This window comes from Streptomyces sporangiiformans (assembly GCF_005768555.2).
GTDB classification, from domain to species: domain Bacteria; phylum Actinomycetota; class Actinomycetes; order Streptomycetales; family Streptomycetaceae; genus Streptomyces; species Streptomyces sporangiiformans.
In genome coordinates this window covers 72,411-92,633 of the sequence record NZ_VCHX02000144.1, presented here as the reverse complement: position 1 = coordinate 92,633, position 20,223 = coordinate 72,411, and the positions used below count along the sequence as shown (strand labels likewise).

The 20,223-nt window shown below is 69.9% G+C and carries 17 protein-coding genes and 1 tRNA gene; 2 read left to right on the top strand and 16 right to left on the bottom strand.

Annotation, left to right across the window (positions count from 1 at the left end; translation table 11 throughout):
• Positions 1-14: 14 nt before the first annotated feature.
• Positions 15-1,160 (bottom strand): 4-hydroxyphenylpyruvate dioxygenase, encoded by a 1,146-nt coding sequence (gene hppD, locus FGD71_RS21625; RefSeq protein WP_119102138.1) that lies wholly within the window; start codon positions 1,158-1,160, stop codon positions 15-17.
• Positions 1,161-1,282: 122 nt separating this feature from the next.
• Here hppD and FGD71_RS21620 point away from each other — a divergent pair, with 122 nt between their 5' ends.
• The gene (locus FGD71_RS21620; protein WP_181359250.1) at positions 1,283-1,759 is read left to right on the top strand and encodes an Lrp/AsnC family transcriptional regulator; all 477 of its coding nucleotides are present in this window, start codon (positions 1,283-1,285) and stop codon (positions 1,757-1,759) included.
• Positions 1,760-1,808: 49 nt separating this feature from the next.
• Here FGD71_RS21620 and FGD71_RS21615 read toward each other — a convergent pair whose 3' ends face one another.
• The 6 genes from FGD71_RS21615 to FGD71_RS21590 form a co-directional block, all read right to left on the bottom strand.
• Positions 1,809-2,600, bottom strand: coding sequence for a S16 family serine protease (locus tag FGD71_RS21615; protein ID WP_119102136.1), 792 nt, complete (start codon positions 2,598-2,600; stop codon positions 1,809-1,811).
• Between the two features lie 155 nt (positions 2,601-2,755).
• Positions 2,756-3,403, bottom strand: coding sequence for an IclR family transcriptional regulator (locus FGD71_RS21610; protein ID WP_119102135.1), 648 nt, complete (start codon positions 3,401-3,403; stop codon positions 2,756-2,758).
• 401 nt (positions 3,404-3,804) lie between these two features.
• Positions 3,805-5,604 carry a DEAD/DEAH box helicase gene (locus FGD71_RS21605; RefSeq protein WP_119102134.1) on the bottom strand — a complete coding sequence of 600 codons (1,800 nt, stop codon included), beginning with the start codon at positions 5,602-5,604 and terminating at the stop codon, positions 3,805-3,807.
• Positions 5,605-5,738: 134 nt separating this feature from the next.
• Positions 5,739-6,107: a type II toxin-antitoxin system death-on-curing family toxin gene (locus tag FGD71_RS21600; protein WP_119102133.1), complete on the bottom strand. Its 369-nt coding sequence runs from the start codon at positions 6,105-6,107 to the stop codon at positions 5,739-5,741.
• Positions 6,107-6,304, bottom strand: a complete 198-nt coding sequence (locus tag FGD71_RS21595) for a hypothetical protein (RefSeq protein ID WP_119102132.1) — start codon at positions 6,302-6,304, stop codon at positions 6,107-6,109. Before FGD71_RS21595 ends, FGD71_RS21600 begins: the two co-directional genes overlap by 1 nt.
• A gap of 31 nt (positions 6,305-6,335) precedes the next feature.
• Positions 6,336-7,835, bottom strand: coding sequence for an MFS transporter (locus FGD71_RS21590; RefSeq protein ID WP_119102131.1), 1,500 nt, complete (start codon positions 7,833-7,835; stop codon positions 6,336-6,338).
• A 228-nt stretch (positions 7,836-8,063) separates the two neighbouring features.
• Between FGD71_RS21590 and FGD71_RS21585 the strand changes: the two genes are divergently transcribed.
• Positions 8,064-8,135: transfer RNA gene (locus FGD71_RS21585), tRNA-Cys, on the top strand.
• Here the strand turns inward: FGD71_RS21585 and FGD71_RS21580 are convergent.
• The 9 genes from FGD71_RS21580 to FGD71_RS21540 form a co-directional block, all read right to left on the bottom strand.
• On the bottom strand, positions 8,107-8,664 hold the full coding sequence (locus FGD71_RS21580) for an SUKH-4 family immunity protein (protein ID WP_338120072.1): 558 nt from the start codon (positions 8,662-8,664) through the stop codon (positions 8,107-8,109). The genes FGD71_RS21585 and FGD71_RS21580 overlap by 29 nt on opposite strands.
• Before the next feature lie 197 nt (positions 8,665-8,861).
• Positions 8,862-9,779 carry a D-alanyl-D-alanine carboxypeptidase family protein gene (locus tag FGD71_RS21575; protein ID WP_119102129.1) on the bottom strand — a complete coding sequence of 306 codons (918 nt, stop codon included), beginning with the start codon at positions 9,777-9,779 and terminating at the stop codon, positions 8,862-8,864.
• A 226-nt stretch (positions 9,780-10,005) separates the two neighbouring features.
• Entirely contained in the window at positions 10,006-12,315 is a 2,310-nt protein-coding gene (locus FGD71_RS21570; protein WP_119102128.1) for a xanthine dehydrogenase family protein molybdopterin-binding subunit, read from the bottom strand.
• The gene (locus FGD71_RS21565; RefSeq protein ID WP_119102127.1) at positions 12,312-13,949 is read right to left on the bottom strand and encodes a 2Fe-2S iron-sulfur cluster-binding protein; all 1,638 of its coding nucleotides are present in this window, start codon (positions 13,947-13,949) and stop codon (positions 12,312-12,314) included. The genes FGD71_RS21570 and FGD71_RS21565 overlap by 4 nt, the downstream gene beginning before the upstream one ends.
• Positions 13,946-14,839, bottom strand: a complete 894-nt coding sequence (locus FGD71_RS21560; RefSeq protein WP_119102126.1) for an FAD binding domain-containing protein — start codon at positions 14,837-14,839, stop codon at positions 13,946-13,948. The genes FGD71_RS21565 and FGD71_RS21560 overlap by 4 nt, the downstream gene beginning before the upstream one ends.
• A gap of 279 nt (positions 14,840-15,118) precedes the next feature.
• Complete coding sequence (locus FGD71_RS21555; RefSeq protein WP_181359249.1) at positions 15,119-16,768, bottom strand: beta-N-acetylhexosaminidase; 1,650 nt, start codon at positions 16,766-16,768, stop codon at positions 15,119-15,121.
• A gap of 61 nt (positions 16,769-16,829) precedes the next feature.
• Positions 16,830-17,612 carry a carbohydrate ABC transporter permease gene (locus FGD71_RS21550; RefSeq protein WP_162931193.1) on the bottom strand — a complete coding sequence of 261 codons (783 nt, stop codon included), beginning with the start codon at positions 17,610-17,612 and terminating at the stop codon, positions 16,830-16,832.
• Between the two features lie 80 nt (positions 17,613-17,692).
• On the bottom strand, positions 17,693-18,679 hold the full coding sequence (locus tag FGD71_RS21545; RefSeq protein ID WP_119102172.1) for a carbohydrate ABC transporter permease: 987 nt from the start codon (positions 18,677-18,679) through the stop codon (positions 17,693-17,695).
• Positions 18,680-18,783: 104 nt separating this feature from the next.
• Complete coding sequence (locus tag FGD71_RS21540) at positions 18,784-20,112, bottom strand: extracellular solute-binding protein (protein ID WP_119102123.1); 1,329 nt, start codon at positions 20,110-20,112, stop codon at positions 18,784-18,786.
• Positions 20,113-20,223: the final 111 nt, after the last annotated feature.

Sequence of the window (20,223 nt, the reverse complement as noted above, 5' to 3'; positions counted from 1 at the left end):
GTGCCGGGGCGGTCCTACAGATTCCCCCGCTTCTCCTGCTCCCGCTCGATCGCCTCGAACAGCGCCTTGAAGTTGCCCTTGCCGAAGCCCATCGAGCCATGACGTTCGATGATCTCGAAGAACACCGTCGGACGGTCCTGGACCGGCTTGGTGAAGATCTGCAGCAGATAGCCGTCCTCGTCGCGGTCGGCGAGGATCTTCAGCTCACGCAGGGTCTCGAGGGGCACACGGGTGTCGCCGACCCACTCCCCCAGCGTGTCGTAGTACGAGTCGGGCGTGTCCAGGAACCGGACTCCGGCCGCGCGCATGATGCGTACGGTCTCGACGATGTCGTTCGTGTTGAGGGCGATGTGCTGGACGCCGGCGCCGCCGTAGAACTCCAGGTACTCGTCGATCTGGGACTTCTTCTTGGCGATGGCGGGCTCGTTGATCGGGAACTTGACCTTCAGGGTCCCGTCCGCGACGACCTTCGACATCAGCGCGCTGTACTCCGTCGCGATGTCGTCGCCCACGAACTCCTTCATGTTCGTGAAGCCCATGACCTTGTTGTAGAAGCCGACCCACTCGTTCATCCGGCCGAGCTCGACGTTGCCGACGCAGTGGTCGATGGCCTGGAAGGTGCGGCGGGCGGGCGGCTCGACGATCGGGTCGGCGGCCACGTAGCCGGGCAGGTACGGGCCGTCGTAACCCCTCCGCTCGACGAGGGTGTGCCGGGTCTGGCCGTACGTGGCGATCGCGGCGAGGACCACCGTGCCGTGCTCGTCCTTCGTCTCGTACGGCTCGGCGACCGAGCGCGCGCCGTGCTCGATCGCGTACGCGTACGCGGCGCGTGCGTCGGGGACCTCGATGGCGAGGTCGACGACGCCGTCACCGTGCTCGGCCACATGCTCGGCGAGGAAGTGGCCCCAGGTCGTGGCGGCCTTGATGACGGAGGTGAGGACGAAGCGCGCCGAGCCGTTCTCGAGGACGTACGAGGCCGTCTCGCGGCTGCCGGTCTCCGGCCCGGAGTAGGCGACGAGGCGCATGCCGAAGGCGGTGGAGTAGTAGTGCGCCGCCTGCTTGGCGTTGCCCACGGCGAAGACGACCGCGTCCATTCCCTTGACCGGGAAGGGGTCTGCCTCGCGCACGGTTTCAGGGGTGTGATGGATGGTCTCAGTCATGGCGGCAGGCTCCCTCCGTTCCGCAAGATGCGCAACAGTTCGCGTGTTCACTGAACAATGTGCTCAGTGAGTGACGCGTACGATCGGGCTTTCTGTACAGGATGACCATCTCGGAGGTCCGCATGGCGATCGATCATCTGGATGGCCGGCTCATCGTGCTGCTCGCCGAGGAGCCTCGGATCGGCGTGCTGGAGGCGTCCCGGCGGCTCGGCGTCGCGCGCGGGACAGTCCAGGCCCGGCTCGACCGCCTTCAGTCGAACGGCGTCATCCGCGGATTCGGTCCCCAGGTGGACCCCGCGGCGCTCGGGTACCCCGTCACGGCGTTCGCGACCCTCCAGATCCGGCAGGGGCAGGGCTCGGACGTGCGCACGCACCTGGCGACCGTCCCCGAGGTGCTCGAACTGCACACCACGACCGGCAGCGGCGACATGATGTGCCGTCTCGTCGCCCGCTCCAACGCCGATCTCCAGCGGGTGATCGACCTGGTCGTCGGTTTCGAGGGCATTGTCCGGGCGTCCACGGCGATCGTCATGGAGAACCCCGTCCCGCTGCGGATCATCCCGCTGGTGCGGCAGGCGGCGGAGGACGACAACGACTGACGGGAGTGCCCGTCGGGCCGCCGTGCAGGGGGTCAGCAGCTGGGGTGGGTCAGCAACTGGGGACGGAGCCGGTGCCCTTCTCCAGCGCCCGGAGGGAGTCGACTGTCGCCTTCAACGTCGTCACCGGAATCAGCCGCAGCCCCTTCGGCAGCTCCGACTTCGCGTCCGAGCACTCGGCCTTCGGTACGAGGAAGACGGTGGCGCCGTCGCGCTTGGCGGCCTGGGTCTTGAGGGCGACACCACCGACCGGGCCCACCGTGCCGTCGGCGTCGATGGTGCCGGTGCCCGCGATGGTGCGGCCGCCGGTCAGGTTGCCGCCGCTGCCGTCGCCGTTCAGTTTGTCGACGATGCCGAGCGAGAAGAGAAGCCCGGCGCTGGGGCCGCCGACATCGGCGAGCTTCAAGGTCACCTTGATGTCGCCTGAGTCCTTGCCGAGGTAGTTCAGAGCGGCCTCCGTGGCCGTGTTCTGGGACTTCCGCATCTCCTCGGCGTTGTGCTCCTCGATCTCCTTGACGTTGTCGCCGGTCGGGTAGACCGAGTCGCGCGGCATCACGGCCCGGTCGGTGTCGAACCAGCCGTCGATCACGTCGGTCAGCCTCACGTCCGCGTCCGGGCCGGTCGCCTCGATGGTGGTCATCCGCAGCTGTCCCGTCGTCTCCCGGGTGGCCGCGCCGGAGATCGTGATGACCGGATCCCCCTTGTTCTCCCCCAGGACGTTCGCCGTCATCCCGGGCTGCGCCACCGAGAACGGCAGCGGCGCGAACACCGCCGTGGCCAGCAGAGCCACGACAGGCAGAGCACGCACGGCAAGGGCCTGTGAACGCGAGAAACGAAAGAGCACGAAATCAATCTAACGCGACGACGACTTCCGGCCGCGCCCTGGCCTGCGCCCCGTCAGGGGCGCGGGACTGTCACATATGCGGCTTGCGGCTCCGCCGCGCGGGCGCGACCAGCCCCACACGGCCCGCAGTCAGCGCAAGGCGTCAATACAAGACGTCAACGCAACGCCTCCGCAACCTCCTTCGCCGCGTCCACCACCCGCGGCCCCACCCGCTCCGGGACGGAATCCGCGAGCATGACCACACCCACGCTCCCCTCCACCCCGGTCACCCCGAGGAGCGGCGCGGCCGCCCCGCTGGCGCCGGCCTCCAGCTCGCCGTGCGTGAGCGTGTATCCGGGATCCTCCACGGACCCGGTCGCGGCCCGCGCGGCAAGGATCGCCCGGCCCGCGGCACCCCGGTCCAGCGGATGCCGGAACCCGGTGCGGTACGCCACGTGGTAATCGGTCCACGTGGGTTCGACCACGGCGACGGCCAGCGCTTCCGTCCCGTCGACGAGGGTGAGATGGGCCGTCGCCCCGATGTCCTCGGCCAGCGACCGCAACGCGGGCAACGCGGCCTCACGTACCAGCGGATGCACCTGCCTGCCGAGCCGCAGCACCCCGAGCCCGACCCGGGCACGGCCGCCCACGTCACGGCGTACGAGGGCGTGCTGCTCCAAGGTGGCGAGCAGGCGGTACACGACGGTCCGGTTCACCCCGAGCTTGTTGGACAGCTCGGTGACGGTCAGTCCGTGGTCGGTGTCGGCGAGCAGCTTGAGGACACGAAGTCCCCGGTCGAGCGTCTGAGAGGTCTCCGCGGTCACGACGCCCACTCCTTAGTGGTGAGAGTCGACGGCCCCCTCTGCGGCGGATGCGTCACCTGTCCCACCGGCGACGCGCGTCAGAAGCCGCCGGTCGGCTGGCGTCCCGGGTCACTCCCGGGCGGGCACCGGCTGCGCTCCGCGGCGGCGATGCCACGGGGCGTGTGCGTAGCGGGACAGTAGCGACCAGGTTCGCTGAGCGGAAGACTCCGTCCAGAATCCGGGCAGTGGCCGACGCGAGGCGCTTCGTTTGTCCGGGTACGCCCCGTGCAGGCCCCAGACCGCACGCCGTTCACGCACTACGCGAGCGCCGGCGCCGCAACCCTCGTCGCGACACCGGCGCCCTCGATCCCGTACGAACATCACCGCACGGGCATCACCGCACGGACATCACCGCACGGACATCACCGCATGCGGGTGGCCCACTCCTGCACCTTGGCGATCCGCTGACGCAGTTGGCCCGCCGTCGCCTCGGCGCTCGGCGGGCCGCCGCACACGCGCCGCAGCTCGGTGTGGATCACACCGTGGGGCTTGCCGCTCTGGTGGACGTACGCGCCGACCATGGTGTTGAGCTGCTTGCGCAGTTCCAGCAGTTCCTTGTGCGTGACGACCGGCCGCCGTTCCGCGGGCAGTTCGAGCAGATCCGCCTCGTCGTCGGGCTTCTTGCGGCTGTGGGATATCTGGCGCGCCTGCCGCTTCTGGAGCAGGAGTTGGACCTGGTCGGGTTCGAGGAGGCCCGGGATGCCGAGGTAGTCCTGTTCCTCCTCGCTCCCCGGATGTGCCTGCATCCCGAACTCGGCGCCGTCGTACAGCACCCGGTCGAAGACGGCGTCGGACTCCAGCGCCTCGAACGGCAGCGTCTCCTGCTCACCGGTGTCCTCGTCCTGCTCCCGGTTCGCCTCCTCCATCTCCTTCTCGGACTCGGCGTACGGGTCCTCCTCGCCCTCCTTCTTGGGCTTGTCGAGGGCGTGGTCGCGCTCGACCTCCATCTCGTTGGCGAAGGTGAGGAGGTCGGGGACGGTCGGGAGGAAGACGGAGGCGGTCTCACCGCGCCGCCGGGACCGTACGAAGCGCCCGACGGCCTGCGCGAAGAAGAGCGGCGTGGAGATGGTGGTCGCGTACACGCCCACGGCCAGCCGGGGCACGTCCACGCCTTCGGACACCATGCGGACGGCGACCATCCAGCGGTCGGTGTTGTGGCTGAACTCGTCGATCCTCTCGGAGGCTCCGGAGTCGTCGGAGAGAACGAGGGTCGCCTTCGAACCGGTGATCTCGCGGATCAGCTTGGCGTACGAGCGTGCCGAGTCCTGGTCGGAGGCGATGACGAGGGCACCCGCGTCCGGGATGGCCTTCCTGACCTCGGTCAGCCGCTGGTCGGCGGCGCGCAGCACGCTCGGCATCCACTCGCCGCGCGGATCGAGGGCGGTGCGCCAGGCCTGGCTGACGGCGTCCTTGGTCATCGGCTCACCGAGGCGCGCGGCGATCTCGTCGCCCGCCTTCGTACGCCACCGCATATTGCCGCTGTAGGAGAGGAAGATGACGGGGCGGACGACGCCGTCCCCGAGCGCGCTGCCGTATCCGTACGTGTAGTCGGCGGCGGACCGCCGAATCCCGTCGTTGCCTTCCTCGTACGTGACGAAGGGGATGGGGTTGGTGTCGGAGCGGAACGGCGTACCGGTGAGCGCGAGGCGGCGGGTGGCCGGCTCGAAGGCCTCGAGGCAGGCCTCGCCCCAGGATTTCGAGTCGCCGGCGTGGTGGATCTCGTCGAGGATGACCAGGGTCTTGCGCTGCTCGACGCGGTTGCGGTGCAGCATGGGCCGTACGCCGACGCCCGCGTAGGTGACCGCGACCCCGTGGTACTCCTTGCCGAGCGGCCCCGCGCTGTACTCCGGGTCCAGCTTGATCCCTATCCGCGCCGCCGCCTCGGCCCACTGCTTCTTCAGATGCTCGGTCGGCGCGACCACCGTCACCTGCTGCACGACATGGTGGTGCAGCAGCCACGACGCGAGTGTCAGCGCGAAGGTCGTCTTTCCGGCGCCGGGCGTGGCGACGGCGAGAAAGTCACGCGGCTGCTCCTGGATGTATTTCTCCATCGCCCCCTGCTGCCAGGCACGCAGCTTGCTGGCCGTACCCCAGGGGGCACGGCCGGGGAAGGCGGGAGAGAGATGATGCGAGGAGTGGGTGTTGGCGGCGGTGGTAGTCACGATCTCCGGGTGGGGTTGAGCGGCTCGTCTCCGTATGACAACCGGGCCACCCTACCGGCGGCCCGATCCCGTCAACGCGCGGACTCCACCGGGTCATCCGCGGATGGGATCGAGCTCACAGAGAGCGCCAGGGATCAGCGCGCGAAGCGCGGCAGCTGGGCGGCGATCTTCGGAACGTCCAAGGCACCCTGGCAGACGTCGAGTACGAATGCCTCGGCCTCGTCCACGTCGAAGTCCGCGTCCAGGGGGTGGCCGTTCATGTGCAGATAGACCCAGGTGGCATACCAGGCGATGCGCTTGTTCCCATCGACGAGGGCGTGATTGCGGGCGAGCGACTCCATCAGCGCAGCCGCCTTCTCCCAGACGTCCGGATAGGCGTCCTGTCCGAACACGCTCGACTGCGGCCTGACCTGCGCCGAGTCCATTAGCCCGTAGTCGCGCACCTCGTCCGCCCCGAGCCGCTTCGCAAGGTTCAGCAGCTCGGGCAGCGTCAGGTAGTGCATCAGGCGAGCCTCCGGTTAAGCTCGCCGCTCGCCTTCAGCACATGCTCGGCCGCTTCGTTGAACAGCCGCGAATGCTCGTTTACGGCCGAGATCACGGCGTCGTGAGCGAAGGCCTGCATACTGCGTCCCTCCGCTGCCGCACGCTCGCGCAGCGCGTCGAGCTCGTCGTCCGTAAACCGCAGGTTCAGTCCAGCCATGCTCCGACGTACTACGCGGTACCACGCGGTGTTACTTGGAATTGCCCCTCACCCGCGTAGTCACCCACGCCCCCACCAGCGCCACCCCCGCCATCGGCAGGAACACCGCCGTGAAAGCCGCCGGATGCGAGCCAGAGGCCGCCGTGGCCGTGTGCGTGACCGTGCCGCCGCCCAGGGCCGCGAACGCCGCCCCGCCCGCCGCCAGCAGAAGGACGTTCGACAGGCCGTCGGAGATCTGGAGCGCGGCGGAGTTGGTGCCGGCCTCCTCCGGCGCGGAGAGGTGGAGCAGGAGCACGCTGGTGGCGGAGATCACCAGCCCCATCCCGAAGCAGCCGAACCCCCACGCCACGGCCAGGGTCCACACCGGCACCGCATCGATCAGCACGCTCGGCGCGGCGGCGATCGCCAGCGCGACGAGCACCATCCCGATGAGCATCAACCGCTCCCGGTACGGCTCCGCCCGCGCCCTGGACTGCGCGAAGGAACCCAGCGCCCAGGTGGCCCCGCCCGCCGCGAGCGAGAACCCGGCGAGCGTCGGTGAGAGCCCTCGCTGAGTCACCAGCATCAGCGGCACGAAGGACTCCGCCGCGACGAAGGACCCGGCCGCGATCCCCCGCAGCAGCACCACGGACGGTAACCCGCGCGCCGCCCGGTACGTCCCGCGCGGCAGAAGTCCCAGCACCGCCGGAACCAGCAGGGCGGCACCCGCACCGGCCGGCAGGACCGAGAGCCACCGCACGCTGTCATCGGACACAGCCTGCGCGGCGTACTGCAGCAGCCCCGCGCCCAGCGAGATCCCCAGCGCCAGCCGGATCCGTCGTCGGTCGAAGGGCGCGGCCACGGCGCCCTTCGTCGGCCCGGACGCCCGCCGCCGTATCTGTGGCAGGGCGAGCGCCAGCGGGAACACCACCAGGACCGGGATTCCGACGAACACCCACCGCCAGCCGAGGTGTTCGGTCACCGAACCGGCGGCGAGCGGCCCGACCACGGAGGGGATCACCCAACTCGCCGCGAACGCCGCCAGGATCGACGGCCGCAACCGCTCCGGATACGCCCGCCCCACGACCACGTACAGCGCGACGATCACCAGCCCGCCGCCCAGCCCCTGTACCGCTCGTCCGAGGACGAACAGCCACATCGCGCCCGCCGTCCCGGACAGCATCAGCCCCGCCGCGAACGACGCGATCCCCACGGCCAGCGACGCCAGCGGTCCGCGACGGTCCGACCACTGCCCGGCCAGCACCATCCCGAACAGACTCGTCGTGAAGTACGCCGAGAACGCGAACGCGTACAACGCGACTCCGTCGAGCTCCCGTGCCGCCACCGGCATCGCGGTCCCGACCGCCGTCGCCTCGAAGGCGATCAGCAGTACGACGGAGACGATCCCGATGCTCAGCGCCCGGTAGGGGCGACCGAGCACGCTGTCGTCGGTGCCGGGTTCGTCGTGGGTGGCGGGTGCGGCCGGCGCGGACGGGGCGGTCGAAGGCGAGTTGGCCGCGGAGTCGGCGTCGCTCGGTTCCAGGGCGGACATGCTCGTCAGCGTAAGGGGCATGATCGCTCTTGGCCCCTGTCGCGAGACGGTGATCGTCTGCGACCTTGGTCGTACGTCCTTCCTCGTACGCTCCTTCCCATGTGAACGCGGCATGGCAGCCTCATTGCAGCCCCGGCCGATTCCTTGAGCCCCTGCCCCACGCGGCCTACGGTCGATGTCATCGAGTTCGGAACAAGCGATTCGAAGCGAGCGCGTTGTTCCCAACCCGGCCGTGTGCCCGAGTGGTTGAGGGAACCGCCTGCAAAGCGGTTTACGCCGGTTCGATTCCGGTCACGGCCTCTGGTGTCTTCGCGCGGTGCAGCAGCCAGAGCGTGAAGGCGAGCATGGATATGTCGGCGTTGAGCGGCCGCAGCAGGGCGTCCGGGGCGGACCACTCGTGAAGCATGCCGGTCCTGCCGTCGATGAGGAGGTCCATGCCCTCGGCGCGGTGACCGAGGCTCCCCAGGCGGATCAACCGGTCGGCTCCGTCGGGGAGTTGCCCCCGCTGTCCCTCGGGGACCACCTGTTCCGTCCACTCGGCCGCGTAGTGCTCGGCGAGGGTCGACAGCGGTACGTCCATCTCCAGTTGGAAGATGACGCCGTCCTCCGGAAGGCCCGTTTCCCTCAGGAAGCGGCGGGTCGGCTCGTGCGTGAGCGTGCCCGGGAAGTCGACGTCCTCGAAGCGCATGATCCCGCCCGCCCCGAACTCCTCGTCGAGCAGCCGCCCGGGCAGGTCGAGAAGCAGACCTGTGCCCGCGTGCGTGACCGTCGGATCCAGCTCGTCGTCGGTCGGCGTCAGCGTCCCCGTACCAGCGTCAGTCGTTCTCATGGCTCCCCCGCGCATGTGATCGCATAGTGCTTCCCCAGCGGGGAACAGCCCTGCGCTCAGCGGCAGCTCCCCACTGATCGAAGACCTTACGCCGCCCCACTGACAACGCCCCGAAACCCCAAGCCCAGTGCAAGCGCCGGCCTGGCGTCCACCAGAAGACCCGCACCCTGGGGTGTGGGTCTTCTGATCTGCCGTGGTCAGTCCTGCTGGGCGCCTGCCGGCAGCGTGCGAAGCTGCATGGTCGACGCGGTGCTGGTGCCGAAGCCGTAATCCAGCATCTTCGCGGCGTCGGTGTAGCGGTAGGCGTCGTTGAGGACGACGCCGATGAGGGTCCTGTCGCCGCGGGTGGCGGAGAAGACCAGGCACGGCCCCGCCGGGGTGCTGGTGCCGGTCTTGATGCCGGTGGCGCCGGTGTAGGAGCCGAGCAGCTTGTTGGTGTTGTACCAGGTGTAGGTGCGCGTGCCACCGGTGCTCGTGGTCGCGTAGCGCACGGTCTTCTGCGTCTTGACGACGGAGCGGAACGTCGAGTACTTCATCGCGCTGCGGGCGAGCTTCGCCAGGTCGCGCGGGGTGGTGTAGTTCGCACCGGTCGTCGAGATGCCGTCGAACGCGTCGAAGTGGGTGTTGGTCAGGCCCAGGTCGACCGCCTTTTTGTTCATCTTGCCGATGAACGACTTCACACGCGCTGCGCGGGTGTCACCGGTGCCGAAGGTGTCGGCGAGGGCGTACGCGGCGTCGCAGCCCGAGGGCAGCATCATCGCGTACAGCAACTGGCGGACCGTCACACGGTCGCCGGTCCTCAGGTCGGCGGTGCTGGCGCCCTTGGCGGCGACGTAGTCGCGGTAGGCCTGCCGGACGGTGACCTTGCGGTCGAGATCAAGATTGGTCTGGCTGAGGACCACGCGGGCCGTCATGATCTTTGTCGTGCTGGCCATCGGCCGCTTGGTGTCGGCGTACTTGCTGTACAGCCTGGTGCCGGTCGCGTTGTCCAGCAGGAAGGCGCCCTTGGCGCTGACTGTGGGCGCGGTGGCCGCCTGCGCGGGCGAGGCCATGGGTACGACCCCAAGTACCGTACCCACGGTCACGGCGACACCTGCGGCCTTGCGCACCGTCATCGCGCCGGATCTTCGTGTATCCATCCCTCGGCGAACACGCCTGGTCTTGTAGAGAGTTATCAATTTGAATGCTCCGAATTCGCACCAAATAGGCATGGAAGCCTCAATTGCAGGCACGGCAGTGCTTGCTAGCTCACATGACTCACGAGAGCGAGGAAGGTTGCGCAGGTCGCGGCATGATTCTTTGGCGGCCGGGCCTGCCTGGTGACCACGGGCTTCCGGCCCGTCACTGCCCTGTCGTCACCACCGCGGCCTGCGGCCGGATCGGCAGGCGGTTGACCGGCCGCCCCGTCGCCGCCCGCACCGCGGACGCGATCGCCGCCGGGGAAGTCACCACCGGCACCGCGCTGACGGCCTTCGCCCCGAACGGTGCGACCACGTCGCGTTCCTCGACGAGCTTGACGATGCGGATGGCGGGGGCGTCGAGGGCGGTGGGCAGCGCGTAGCCGGTGAGGTCGGGATGACGGACCAGTCCGCGCGCGGTGCGGAGGTTCTCCGTGAGGGCGGCGCCGACGCCCTGCGTGACACCGGCCTCGATACGGGCGGTGAGCTGCGCGGGGTTCAGTACGCGCCCCACGTCCTGGGCGAGAGCCAGCTCCACGACGCGTACGGAGCCCAGCTCGATGTCGACGTCGACGACCGCGCGGATCGCGCAGAAGGCGAGCCCCACGAAGGCGTCGCCCTGTCCCTCGGCGTCCAGCGGCTCCGTGGGGTGCGGGCGGCATTGCGCGGTGGCCCACAGCTCCTTGCCGTCCATCGCCTCCGTGACGGTGGTCGACAGCACGCCGTCGTACGAGGTGATCTTGCCGTCGGTGATCTGGAGCAGCTCGGTGGACATCCCGAACTTGTGCGCGAGGGGCTGCAGCAGTTGCGTACGGACCATCTTGGCGGCCCGTTCGACCGCGCCGCCGGACACCCAGGTGTGGCGGCCTCGGCAGCTCGGTCCCGCCGTGGGCTGATCGGTGTCCACGGAGGCGACGTGCACCTCTTCGATGCCGAGCGTCTCCTGGACGATCTGCCGGGCCAGCGTGGTGAAGCCCTGACCGGTCTCCACGGCCGCGCACAGCACCGTGGCGACACCGTCGTGGACCTTCACGGTGGCCGTCGACACCTCGTCCGCGCCCTCGGCGCCGAGCATGTGGACCATGCCCACGCCGTAGCCGACGCCGCGGCGCACCGCACCCGGCTCGCCCGCGCCCTCGGGGCCGCCGGGGAGCAGCCACTCCTCCTCGGGGGTGTCCTTGGGGAGGGCGGGCAGCGGGAAGTCCCGTACGGCCTCCAGCAGTTCGGCCACGGGAGCCGGGCACGTCACCGTCTGACCGGTGGGCAGGACGTCTCCTGTGGCCATCACGTTGCGCAGGCGCAGCTCCGCCGGGTCCATGCCCAGCTTCTTCGCCAGCTTGTCCATCTGCGCCTCGTAGGCGGCGCACACCTGCAGGGCGCCCTCGCCGCGTACATGACCGGAGGGCGGGTTGTTCGTGCGGACGGCCCAGCCCTCGATGAAGGCGTTCGGGACGACGTACGGGCCGCAGGCGAAGGAGACCGCGGCGGCCAGCGCGTCCGACGACGTGTCCGCGTACGCGCCGGCGTCGAGCAGGATCTGCGCCTCGACCTTCACCAGCTTGCCCTCGGCGTCCGCGTGGTGGCGGTAGCGCAGGAGGGTGGGGTGGCGGTGGACGTGTCCCAGGAAGGATTCTTCGCGGGTCGCCGTGAACTTGACCGGGCATCCGGTCTTCAGGGCGAGCAGCCCCAGGGGGAGTTGGAAGCCCTGGTCCTCGCGGTCGGCGGCGGCGCCGGGCACGCCGGTGACGACGACCTTCACGCGCTCCGGCTCCAGGCCGTAGCAGGCGGCGGCCGTGTCGCGGTCGGCGTGCGGGTCGGTGGAGGCCAGATAGAGCTCGACCCCGCCGTCCGGGCGGGGCACGGCGAGGCCCGCCTCCGCGCCGATCGGGGCGGGATCCTGGCGGCCGATGCGGTACAGCCCCTCGACGACGATCTCGCCGCCCGCCTCGGAGTCGCCGTGCCGCAGCGGGATGTGGCGGATCAAGTTGCCGTCGGGGTGCAGGGGTTCGGCCTCGAAGGCCTGCTCCGGGTCGGTCACCGGGTCGAGTACTTCGTACTCGACGATGACGGCGGCCGCGGCCATCCGCGCGGTGTCCGGGTGGTCGGCGGCGACGGCCGCGATGGGCTCCCCGTGGTGGCGTACGACCTCGGAGGCGAACACCGGGCGGTCGGCCGTTCCGCGGCCGTACAGCGCGGCGCCCGGCACGTCCTCGTGCGTGACGACGGCCCGTACGCCGGCCATCTCGCGCGCGTGGGTGGTGTCGATCGACACGATGCGCGCGTGCGGGTGCGGCGAGCGGAGCACGGCGGCCCACAGCAGGCCCTCGGCCCACAGGTCCGCCGCGTACGGGAAGGTGCCCTCCGTCTTGGCGCTCGCCTCAGCGGACGGCAGGGACGCGCCGATGCCGTGCGTCAATTGGTCCGGAGCGGGACCGGCGTCCACGGTGGTCGCGGTGGCGGTTTCCTTGCTCACGCCTGGCCTCCGTCCTGGCCGTAGGGCTGCTCACGCGGCTCTGAGGACTCGTACGCGCTGGGGTTGACGCTTCCCGCGCCGGGGCCCGCCTGGCGCGGGATACGGGCCTCCTCGGCGTCCGGGGCGGACTCGGCGGCGGCGTGCGCCGCACGCTCGGCGACGACCTCGCGCACGGCGTCCAGGACGCCCCGGTAGCCGGAGCAGCGGCACAGGTTGCCGCACAGCGCCTGGCGGGTCTCCAGCTCGGTCGGGGCCGGATTGCCCTCGAGGAGGTCGTGCATGGTCATCGCCATGCCCGGCACGCAGAACCCGCACTGCACGGCGCCGCACTGGGCGAGCGCCCGCTGCACGTCCGAGGGCTGCCCGTCGGCGGCGAGCCCCTCGACCGTGCGCACCTCGCTGCCGGCGGTGGTCACGGCGGGCACCAGACAGGAGGCCACGAGGCGCCCGTCCACCTGCACGTTGCAGGCCCCGCACTCGCCCTGCGAGCAGCCGTCCTTGGCGCCCGCGAGTCCGAGTCGCTCACGCAGTACGTAGAGCAGCGATTCGCCGATCCAGGCCGCCGTCACGGGCCTGTCGGCGCCGTTCACCCGCAGCACGAACGAGGCCAGGGGGTGATCGACGTGCGGGGCCGCGCCCTGGGAGTCGTCGGCCGCGGACTCCTCGGCGGCGTCTTCCGGGGCTTCCCCCGGCTCCCTCGGTGAGCCGGCTTCGTGCCGCTCGGCGGCCCGCTCGTCCGCGGGCGCCGGAGCGCCGTGGCCCGCCTGTGCCTCCACCGGCTCTTCGCGCTCTGCCGAGTCGGGCTCCGCGGAGTGGTGCTCTACGGGGTGATGATCCGCGGGGTGGTGCTCTGCGGAGTGGTGCTCTGTGGAGTGGTGCTCTACGGAGACGGCGATTTCGTCGGCGTGCTCTCCGGAGACGGCGATGATCTCGGCGGCCTCGTGCCCGTTGCGGTCGGCCGCCGGGTTCTCGGCGTGAGGAGCGGCCTCACCCTGGGGCGCCTGCTGTTCGGGAGCGGAGTGATCCGGAACCGGGTGTTCTGGAGCCGGGTGTTCCGGAGCCGGGTGTTCCGGAGCCGGGTGTTCTGGAGCCGGCTGTTCCGCGGCGGGCTGCGCCCAGGAGTCCTGGGCCCACGGCGCGGGCGCCCCGCCCGGCAGCGTGGCGGGAGGGGTGCCGCCCCACTGCTCGACCAGGGACGACGTCGTGAACTCGCCGGACTCGTCGGGCAGGTCACCGTCGGCGACGGGAATGGACCACTCCCCGGTCACGTCGTGGCCGGGCGCGGCCGCGTCCTCCTGGGTGGGCTCCTCGAAGGTCCACTGGCCGGTGGTCACCGGGTTGTACGCGAAACCGTCGTAGGCGGACTGACGGTGCTCTTCGGGCAGCGCGTTCGGGTCCGGCCACCGCACCTCCTGGGGCTGCCCGGCGTCGGCCGTGATGTGCGGCGGCACATAGCCGTGGCCGGGAGCGGCGAGCGGGGACTCGGCCAGCAGCGCGTCCACGCCCCCTTCGGGGAGCTGGACGAAGGCGGTGGCACCGTCGTCGTAGTCGCCCTGGGGCAACGGGTCCCAGCGGCTGCCCGCCTGAGGAGTGCCCTCCTGAGGTGCGTCCTCTCCGTGCTGGTCGTCGGTCACGACAGTGCCCTCCCCAGTGCTCGTCGGGCCAGTGCGGCGACGGTGCGCCGCAGATGCAGTACGGCGGGCGGCAGCGGCTGCACGGAGCCGTCCTCGGCGGGGACCGGGTCGGGGATGCAGGCCGCGGCGACGTACTCCCCGAAGGCGGCCAGCGCCTCCGGCGCGACCGCGCGGTTGTTGTCCCAGTCGATCAGCGAGGCGACCCACTGCTCGGCCTCCAGGGGCCGCAGCGGCATCGGCGCTATGGCGCCCACGGCGCACCGCACTCCGCGCCGGGCGGGGTCGAGGACGAGCGCCACGGACGCGATCGCGCGCCCCGGGCCGGTCCGTCCGGTCGCCTTGAGGAAGACCTGCGGCGCATGCAGCAGGGGCACGCGCACGTACCCGATGAGTTCGCCGCCGCGCAGCATGTCCACGCCGGCGAGCAGATGCGAGACGGGGACCTCACGGCGGGCGCCGCCCGGGCCCGCGATGATGAGCGTCGCCTCCAGGGCGGCGAGCACCGGAAGCGCGTCCCCCATGGGGGCGGCCGAGGCGATGTTGCCGCCCAGGGTGCCCGCGTTGCGGATCTGTGGGGGTCCCGCGGCCCTCGCGGCGGCCGCGAGAGCCGGAATGAGGGCCGCGAAGTCCGGGCGCCCCATACGCGCGTGGGTGAGGCCCGCGCCGAGCAGCGCGTGGCCGTCCAGGTACTGCCAGCCACGGATCTCGCTGATCCGGCCGAGGCCGACGAGCGCGGCGGGCCGCAGCTGCCCGGAGTTGACAGCGGTCATGAGGTCGGTGCCGCCGGCCACGGGAACGGCGGCCGGCATGGCGGCGAGCGCCGCCACCGCCTCGTCCAGCGAGGCGGGCAGCGTCACGGCCTGCGCCGCCTGCGGTGCGTGCGTGGTCAAACCGGCTGCCCCTTCCCGCTGCCCCACCTGGTCCCACCTGTGTTGCCGTACGGTACGTGCTGACAGGGCGGACGTGGCAACTCTGGCACATCTTCCCCGCTTCACGACGAGGGGGTCCGCTAGGAGGCATTCGTACCTCTCATCAGCGAGATGGCCCGTTTTCGCACGACATCCCCGATCGGCGCGCATGGGTACTCTTCGGTGGCTCTTGGGTGCCTTTCGCCTTACGGGGTCACCGTCGCAGGCGGCCGGTTCGCGGAACACCCCTTGGGGGCCACCTCACACGTTTGGGGGCGCCCCGTCGATCGGGCGTCCGAGCACTCCGGGTCTTTGCTGCCAGGGCAGGGGGCCCGCGGGCGGGCGATAGGCCACCCCCAGGGCGTCAAGGCGCTTGTAGTGGGCGCTCATCCGCCGCTCGAAGCCGGCGAAGTCGCGTTCCGCGGGGACCGGCAGCGCACTCCAGGCGACCTCGGCGAAGGCCGCGAGCCTCGGGAACGTCTGGTAGTCGACGCGCGCGCGGTCCTCCATCACCTCGGTCCACACGTTGGCCTGAGTGCCGAGCACGTGCCGCGCCTGATCGGCGGTCAACTCCGGCGGTACGGGTTCGAACCGGTAGACGTCCTCCAGCGTCCGTACGTACCCGATGGGCACGGGCTCGTCAGCGCCGCCGTCCTGGCGGTGGTCCAAGTACACCTGCTGCTCGGGACACATGACGACGTCGTGGCCCGCGCGGGCGGCCGTGATGCCGCCCCGGTAACCCCGCCACGACGACACGGCGGCGCCCGGCGCCAAGCCGCCTTCCAGGATCTCGTCCCAGCCGATCAGCCGACGCCCGCGCGCGGCCAGCCAGTTGTCGAAGTGGCGGATGAACCACGACTGCAGTTCGTCCTCGTCGGCGAGCCCGAGGTCCTTGATGCGCGACTGCGCGGTGGGCGACCGCTTCCACTGGTCCTTGGCGCACTCGTCGCCGCCGACGTGGATGAACTCCGAGGGGAACAGCTCCAGGACCTCCTCGAAGACCTCCTCGTAGAAGCGAAGGGTGTTGTCAGTGGGGGCGAGTACGTTGACGGAAATGCCCCAGCTGTCCCAGACGGAGAGGGAAGTCGTGTCGATGACGTCGGTGTTGCCGAGTTCCGGATATGCGGCGATGGCGGCCTGCGAGTGGCCCGGGATGTCGATCTCGGGGACGACGGCGATATGCCGCTCGGCGGCGTACGCGACGATCTCGCGGATGTCGTCCTGGGTGTAGTAGCCGCCGTGCGGCTTCTCCTCCCACAACGGCGACGCACGATGGCCGAATTTCGTCCGCTCGCGCCACGATCCGATCTCCGTGAGCTTCGGGTGCCGCTTGATCTCGATGCGCCAGCCCTGGTCGTCGGTGAGGTGGAAGTGGAAGACGTTCAGCTTGTGCGCGGCCATCAGGTCGAGATAGCGCAGCACGCCGTCCTTGGGCATGAAGTGGCGTGAGACGTCGAGCATCAGACCGCGCCAGGCAAAGCGCGGGGCGTCCTCGACGACCTGGTCCGGGATGCCGTACGAGCGGTCCGTCCGGAGGGGAGCGCGCCGGAAGGCCTCGGGGCCGATGAGCTGACGCAGCGTCTGGGCGCCCCAGAACACGCCGGCCGCGCTGCCGCCCCGGATCTCGATGCCCCGTTCGGCGACGACGCTCAGCCGGTACGCCTCGGGCTCCAGGGTGTCGTCGAGGCGCAACAGCACGGCGCCCGCGGTGTCCTCGCCTCCGGGCGGCAGGGGCAGACCGAGCGCCGCGCCGAGGGTGGCCCGCAGCCAGCGTTCGCTCGTGCCGGTGCCGGGTGCTGCCCACAACGTCGTGTCCGCGTCGAGCGCGACGCCGCGGCGAGCGGGGCTCTCGGCACCGGTGCCCTCAACAGTGCGGGGCGCGGGGATCAGATCCATCACATCGTCAGACATTGACCTCAGTCCTCAATCTTCAGTCCTCAATGCTCAGTCCTCAGTCCTCAGTCCTCGGCCCTCAGTCCTTGACCGCGCCGCCCAGTCCGGAGACCAGCCGTCGCTGTACGAGCACGAAGAAGATCAGTACGGGAATCGTCATCACGGTGGATGCCGCCATCACCCCGCCCCAGTCGGGGTCGTCGGCCTTGTAGAAGACGAGGAGGGCCATCGGCAGCGTCGACTGCGAGGTGTCGCTGATGATGAAGGACTTGGCGAACAGGAAGTCGTTCCAGGTGGAGATGAACGAGAACACGCTCGTGGCGACGAGCCCGGGAAAGACCAGCGGGAAAAGGATCTGCCACAGGAACCGCGTCCGGCTCGCCCCGTCGAGGTACGCGGCCTCCTCCAGCGACTCCGGGACCGCCTTCACAAAGCCTCGCAGCATCCAGATCGCGAACGGCAGGGAGAACGCGATGTGCGGCAGGATCAGCGAGCCCAGGGTGTTCAGCTGACCGAAGTCCCGCATCTGGAAGAAGAGGGGAATCGTCAGGGCCTCGATGGGCACCATCTGCGCGATGAGGAACATGATCAGCAGGGTCGTGCGGAACCGGAAGCGGAACCGTGTCACGGCGGTGGCCGCGAGAAACGCGATCAGCGCCGAGACGACGACCACAGTGATCGCCACGACAAGGCTGTTGAGGAAGTAACGGCCGAATTCCTGCTGCCCGAAGACGCGTCGGAAGGAGTCCAGGGACGGGGTGAGCGTCCAGGGGCGGGGCTCGGTCGACTCGATCTCACCGGCCGGTTTGAAGGCGCTCAGCACCATCCAGTAAAGGGGGAACGCGACCACGGCGGCGATCATCAGGGCCGACGCCTCGGCGGCCAGCCGCCAGGGCCGACGCACCCGGAAACGCCCCGCGGAACGCACAGCATTCGAAGAACTCACAGCTCCTCCCCCTGCCTGCGCAGCAGCCGCAGATAGACGAGCGTGACCGCCAGCAGAATCAGCAGCATCACCACTCCGATCGCCGAGCCGAGGCTGTACTGCGAGGAGGCGAACGCCTTCTGATACGCGTACACGTTCAGCACGAGGTTCTGTCCGGCGATACCGCCGCCGTTCGTCATCACGTAGATCTGCGTGAAGACCTTGAAATCCCAGATGATCGACTGAATGGTGACGACCACGAGGATGGGCCGGAGCATCGGCGCGAGCACGGAACGCCAGATGCGCCACTGCGAGGCGCCGTCCAGGGCAGCCGCCTCCAGCACCTCGTCCGGTACGGCGCGAATGCCCGCGTACACCGTGACCATCACGAACGGGAAGGAGCACCAGACGACTTCGAGCAGTACGAGGGCGAAGGCGCTGTAGCGGCCGTACGTCCACGAGTAGTCGCCGAGGCCCATGATGCGGTTGACGGGCCCGAAGTCGGGGTCGAACAGGAGCAGCCACACCGTCGAGCCGGTGATCGCGGGCGTGGCCCAGGCACCCAGCGCGGCCAGCATCAGCGCGAGCCGCGGCACGGCCCGTACGCGCGTCAGCAGCACGGCGAGCGCACAGCCGACCGCGAGCGTCGACACGACACAGGCCGCCGCGAACACCACGGTCGCCAGCAGTACTTGCCAGAACTGGTCGTCCGCGAAGAGCGTCGCGTAGTTGCCGAACCCCTGAAAGGTCGTCGGTTGGCCCCCGCTGACCTGGGCCTGTGTGTACTCCAGAAACGAAATCAGGCCAAGCTGGTAGACGGGGTAGACAAGCAGCCCACCGAGGACGACGAGGGCGGGCGCGAGATAGAGCCAGGGCGTCCATCCACCGCCCGTACGCCGGAACTTCCGTGCCGCGCCCGCGCCACCGCGCACCGGACCCCCCGCGGCGCGCCCGGACGAGGCCGAAGCCTCGCCGGACGCCTCCGCGGCGGGATCACCGCGCAGCGCGGCCTTTCGGGCCGCCACCAGGCCCCCGCGCCGCCGAACCGCGGCGCGGCTCCCGTCGAGCGGCGGAGCGGGTGCCGGGGACGCGCCGTTCGTCACCCGTTTCATCCTGCGGAGCTGAACGCGTCGTCCATCTTCTTCGCCGCGTCCTTCGAAGCCGTCGCCACGTCCTTCTTGCCGCTGGCGATCTCCTGGAACATCGTCGGCAGCACGAGCGACGCGTCGATCTGCGCCCAGGCCGGCGAGGCGGGCACGAACTTGGTGCCCGAGGCGAGCGTCTTCACGAAGGGCTCGACGAACGGTTCCTTCTGCGCGACGTCCTGGCGCACGTCCGAAAACGTCGGCAGGAAGCCCATCGCGTCGAAGAGTTCACCCTGCGTCTTCTTCGACGCGAGTTCCTCCATCAGATCGACGGCGAGCGTGCGGTGCGAAGTGCTGTTCAGGACGCCGAGGTTGTTGCCACCCGCGAAGGCAGGCGCTATCGAGCCCTCCTTCAGACCCGGCAGCGGTACGACCGCGTACTTGCCCTTCACCTTCCCGGCCTCGACCGCCGCGTGGTTGAAGTCACCGCCGATCGCCATGCCCGCCTTGCCCGAGGCGAAGGCCGTGATCGTGTCGTTGCCGCCCATGCTCGCGCACTTGGCGGCCGGACAGTTGTCGTCACCGAAGAGCGAGGTGTACGCCTTGATGCCCTTCTGCGCCTGCGGGCTGTCGATCGTCGCGGAGTACGAACCGTCCTTCCCCTCAGCGATCTCACCGCCGTTGGACCAGACGAACGGCATCGCGCCGTAGGTGAACGCGCCGCCGACCGCGAGCCCGTACAGGTCAGGCTTCGCCTGCCGGATCTGCTCGGCGGTCTCGATCAACTCGCTCTGCGTCTTGGGAACATCGAGACCGAGTTCCTTGAAGACGTCGGTGCGGTAGTACAGGGCGCGCACACCGACGAAGAACGGGGCGCCATAGATCTTTCCGTCGACCGTCACGGACTGCTTGGCGGTCGGGTCGGTGTCCTTCGCCTCGCTCCAGTCCGTGAACTCCTTGGTGACGTCGGCGAGTCCGCCGTCCTTGACGTAACCGGCGGTGTCGGTGTTGCCGTACTCCATGAGGTCCGGCGCGCTCTTCGGGTCGTTGAAGGCGGCCTTGACCTTCTCGGCGCGGGTCTCGATGGGGATGTACTCGACGTTGACCTTCGTGCCCTCGTGGGCCTTCTCGAAGGCGGCCACGGTGGCGTCGACGACCTTCTTCTTCGGCCCGTTGTTGACCTCCTGGAAGAGCCACACGCGCAGCGTCCCGCTCTTCTCGTCCTTGCCGCCGGAGTTGTCGGAGGACTCAGGGGCACAGGCGGTCGCGGTGAGAGCGGCGACCACAAGTGCGGCTACCGGGGCGGCTGTTCGGGCAGAGAACCGGGCTGAGAGTCTGGTGGGGAACTTCATCGGGCATCCTCCGAGGGAGCGCGCGTTGCAACATGCGCAATGGGTGTTTCGCTCTGCACAACACCACGGAGGCTAGGAGCTCATGAACATGCAAACAAGGCCCTCCCAGAG

Coding starts and splice junctions, on each gene's coding strand:
- hppD (WP_119102138.1), bottom strand. CDS start 1,160: ATGACTGAGACCATCCATCACACCCCTGAAACCGTGCGCGAGGCAGAC.
- FGD71_RS21620 (WP_181359250.1), top strand. CDS start 1,283: ATGGCGATCGATCATCTGGATGGCCGGCTCATCGTGCTGCTCGCCGAG.
- FGD71_RS21600 (WP_119102133.1), bottom strand. CDS start 6,107: ATGCACTACCTGACGCTGCCCGAGCTGCTGAACCTTGCGAAGCGGCTC.
- FGD71_RS21595 (WP_119102132.1), bottom strand. CDS start 6,304: ATGGCTGGACTGAACCTGCGGTTTACGGACGACGAGCTCGACGCGCTG.
- FGD71_RS21590 (WP_119102131.1), bottom strand. CDS start 7,835: ATGTCCGCCCTGGAACCGAGCGACGCCGACTCCGCGGCCAACTCGCCT.
- FGD71_RS21580 (WP_338120072.1), bottom strand. CDS start 8,664: ATGAGAACGACTGACGCTGGTACGGGGACGCTGACGCCGACCGACGAC.
- FGD71_RS21575 (WP_119102129.1), bottom strand. CDS start 9,779: ATGACGGTGCGCAAGGCCGCAGGTGTCGCCGTGACCGTGGGTACGGTA.
- FGD71_RS21555 (WP_181359249.1), bottom strand. CDS start 16,768: ATGTCTGACGATGTGATGGATCTGATCCCCGCGCCCCGCACTGTTGAG.
- FGD71_RS21550 (WP_162931193.1), bottom strand. CDS start 17,612: ATGATCGCCGCCGTGGTCGCGTTCCCCCTTTACTGGATGGTGCTGAGC.
- FGD71_RS21540 (WP_119102123.1), bottom strand. CDS start 20,112: ATGAAGTTCCCCACCAGACTCTCAGCCCGGTTCTCTGCCCGAACAGCC.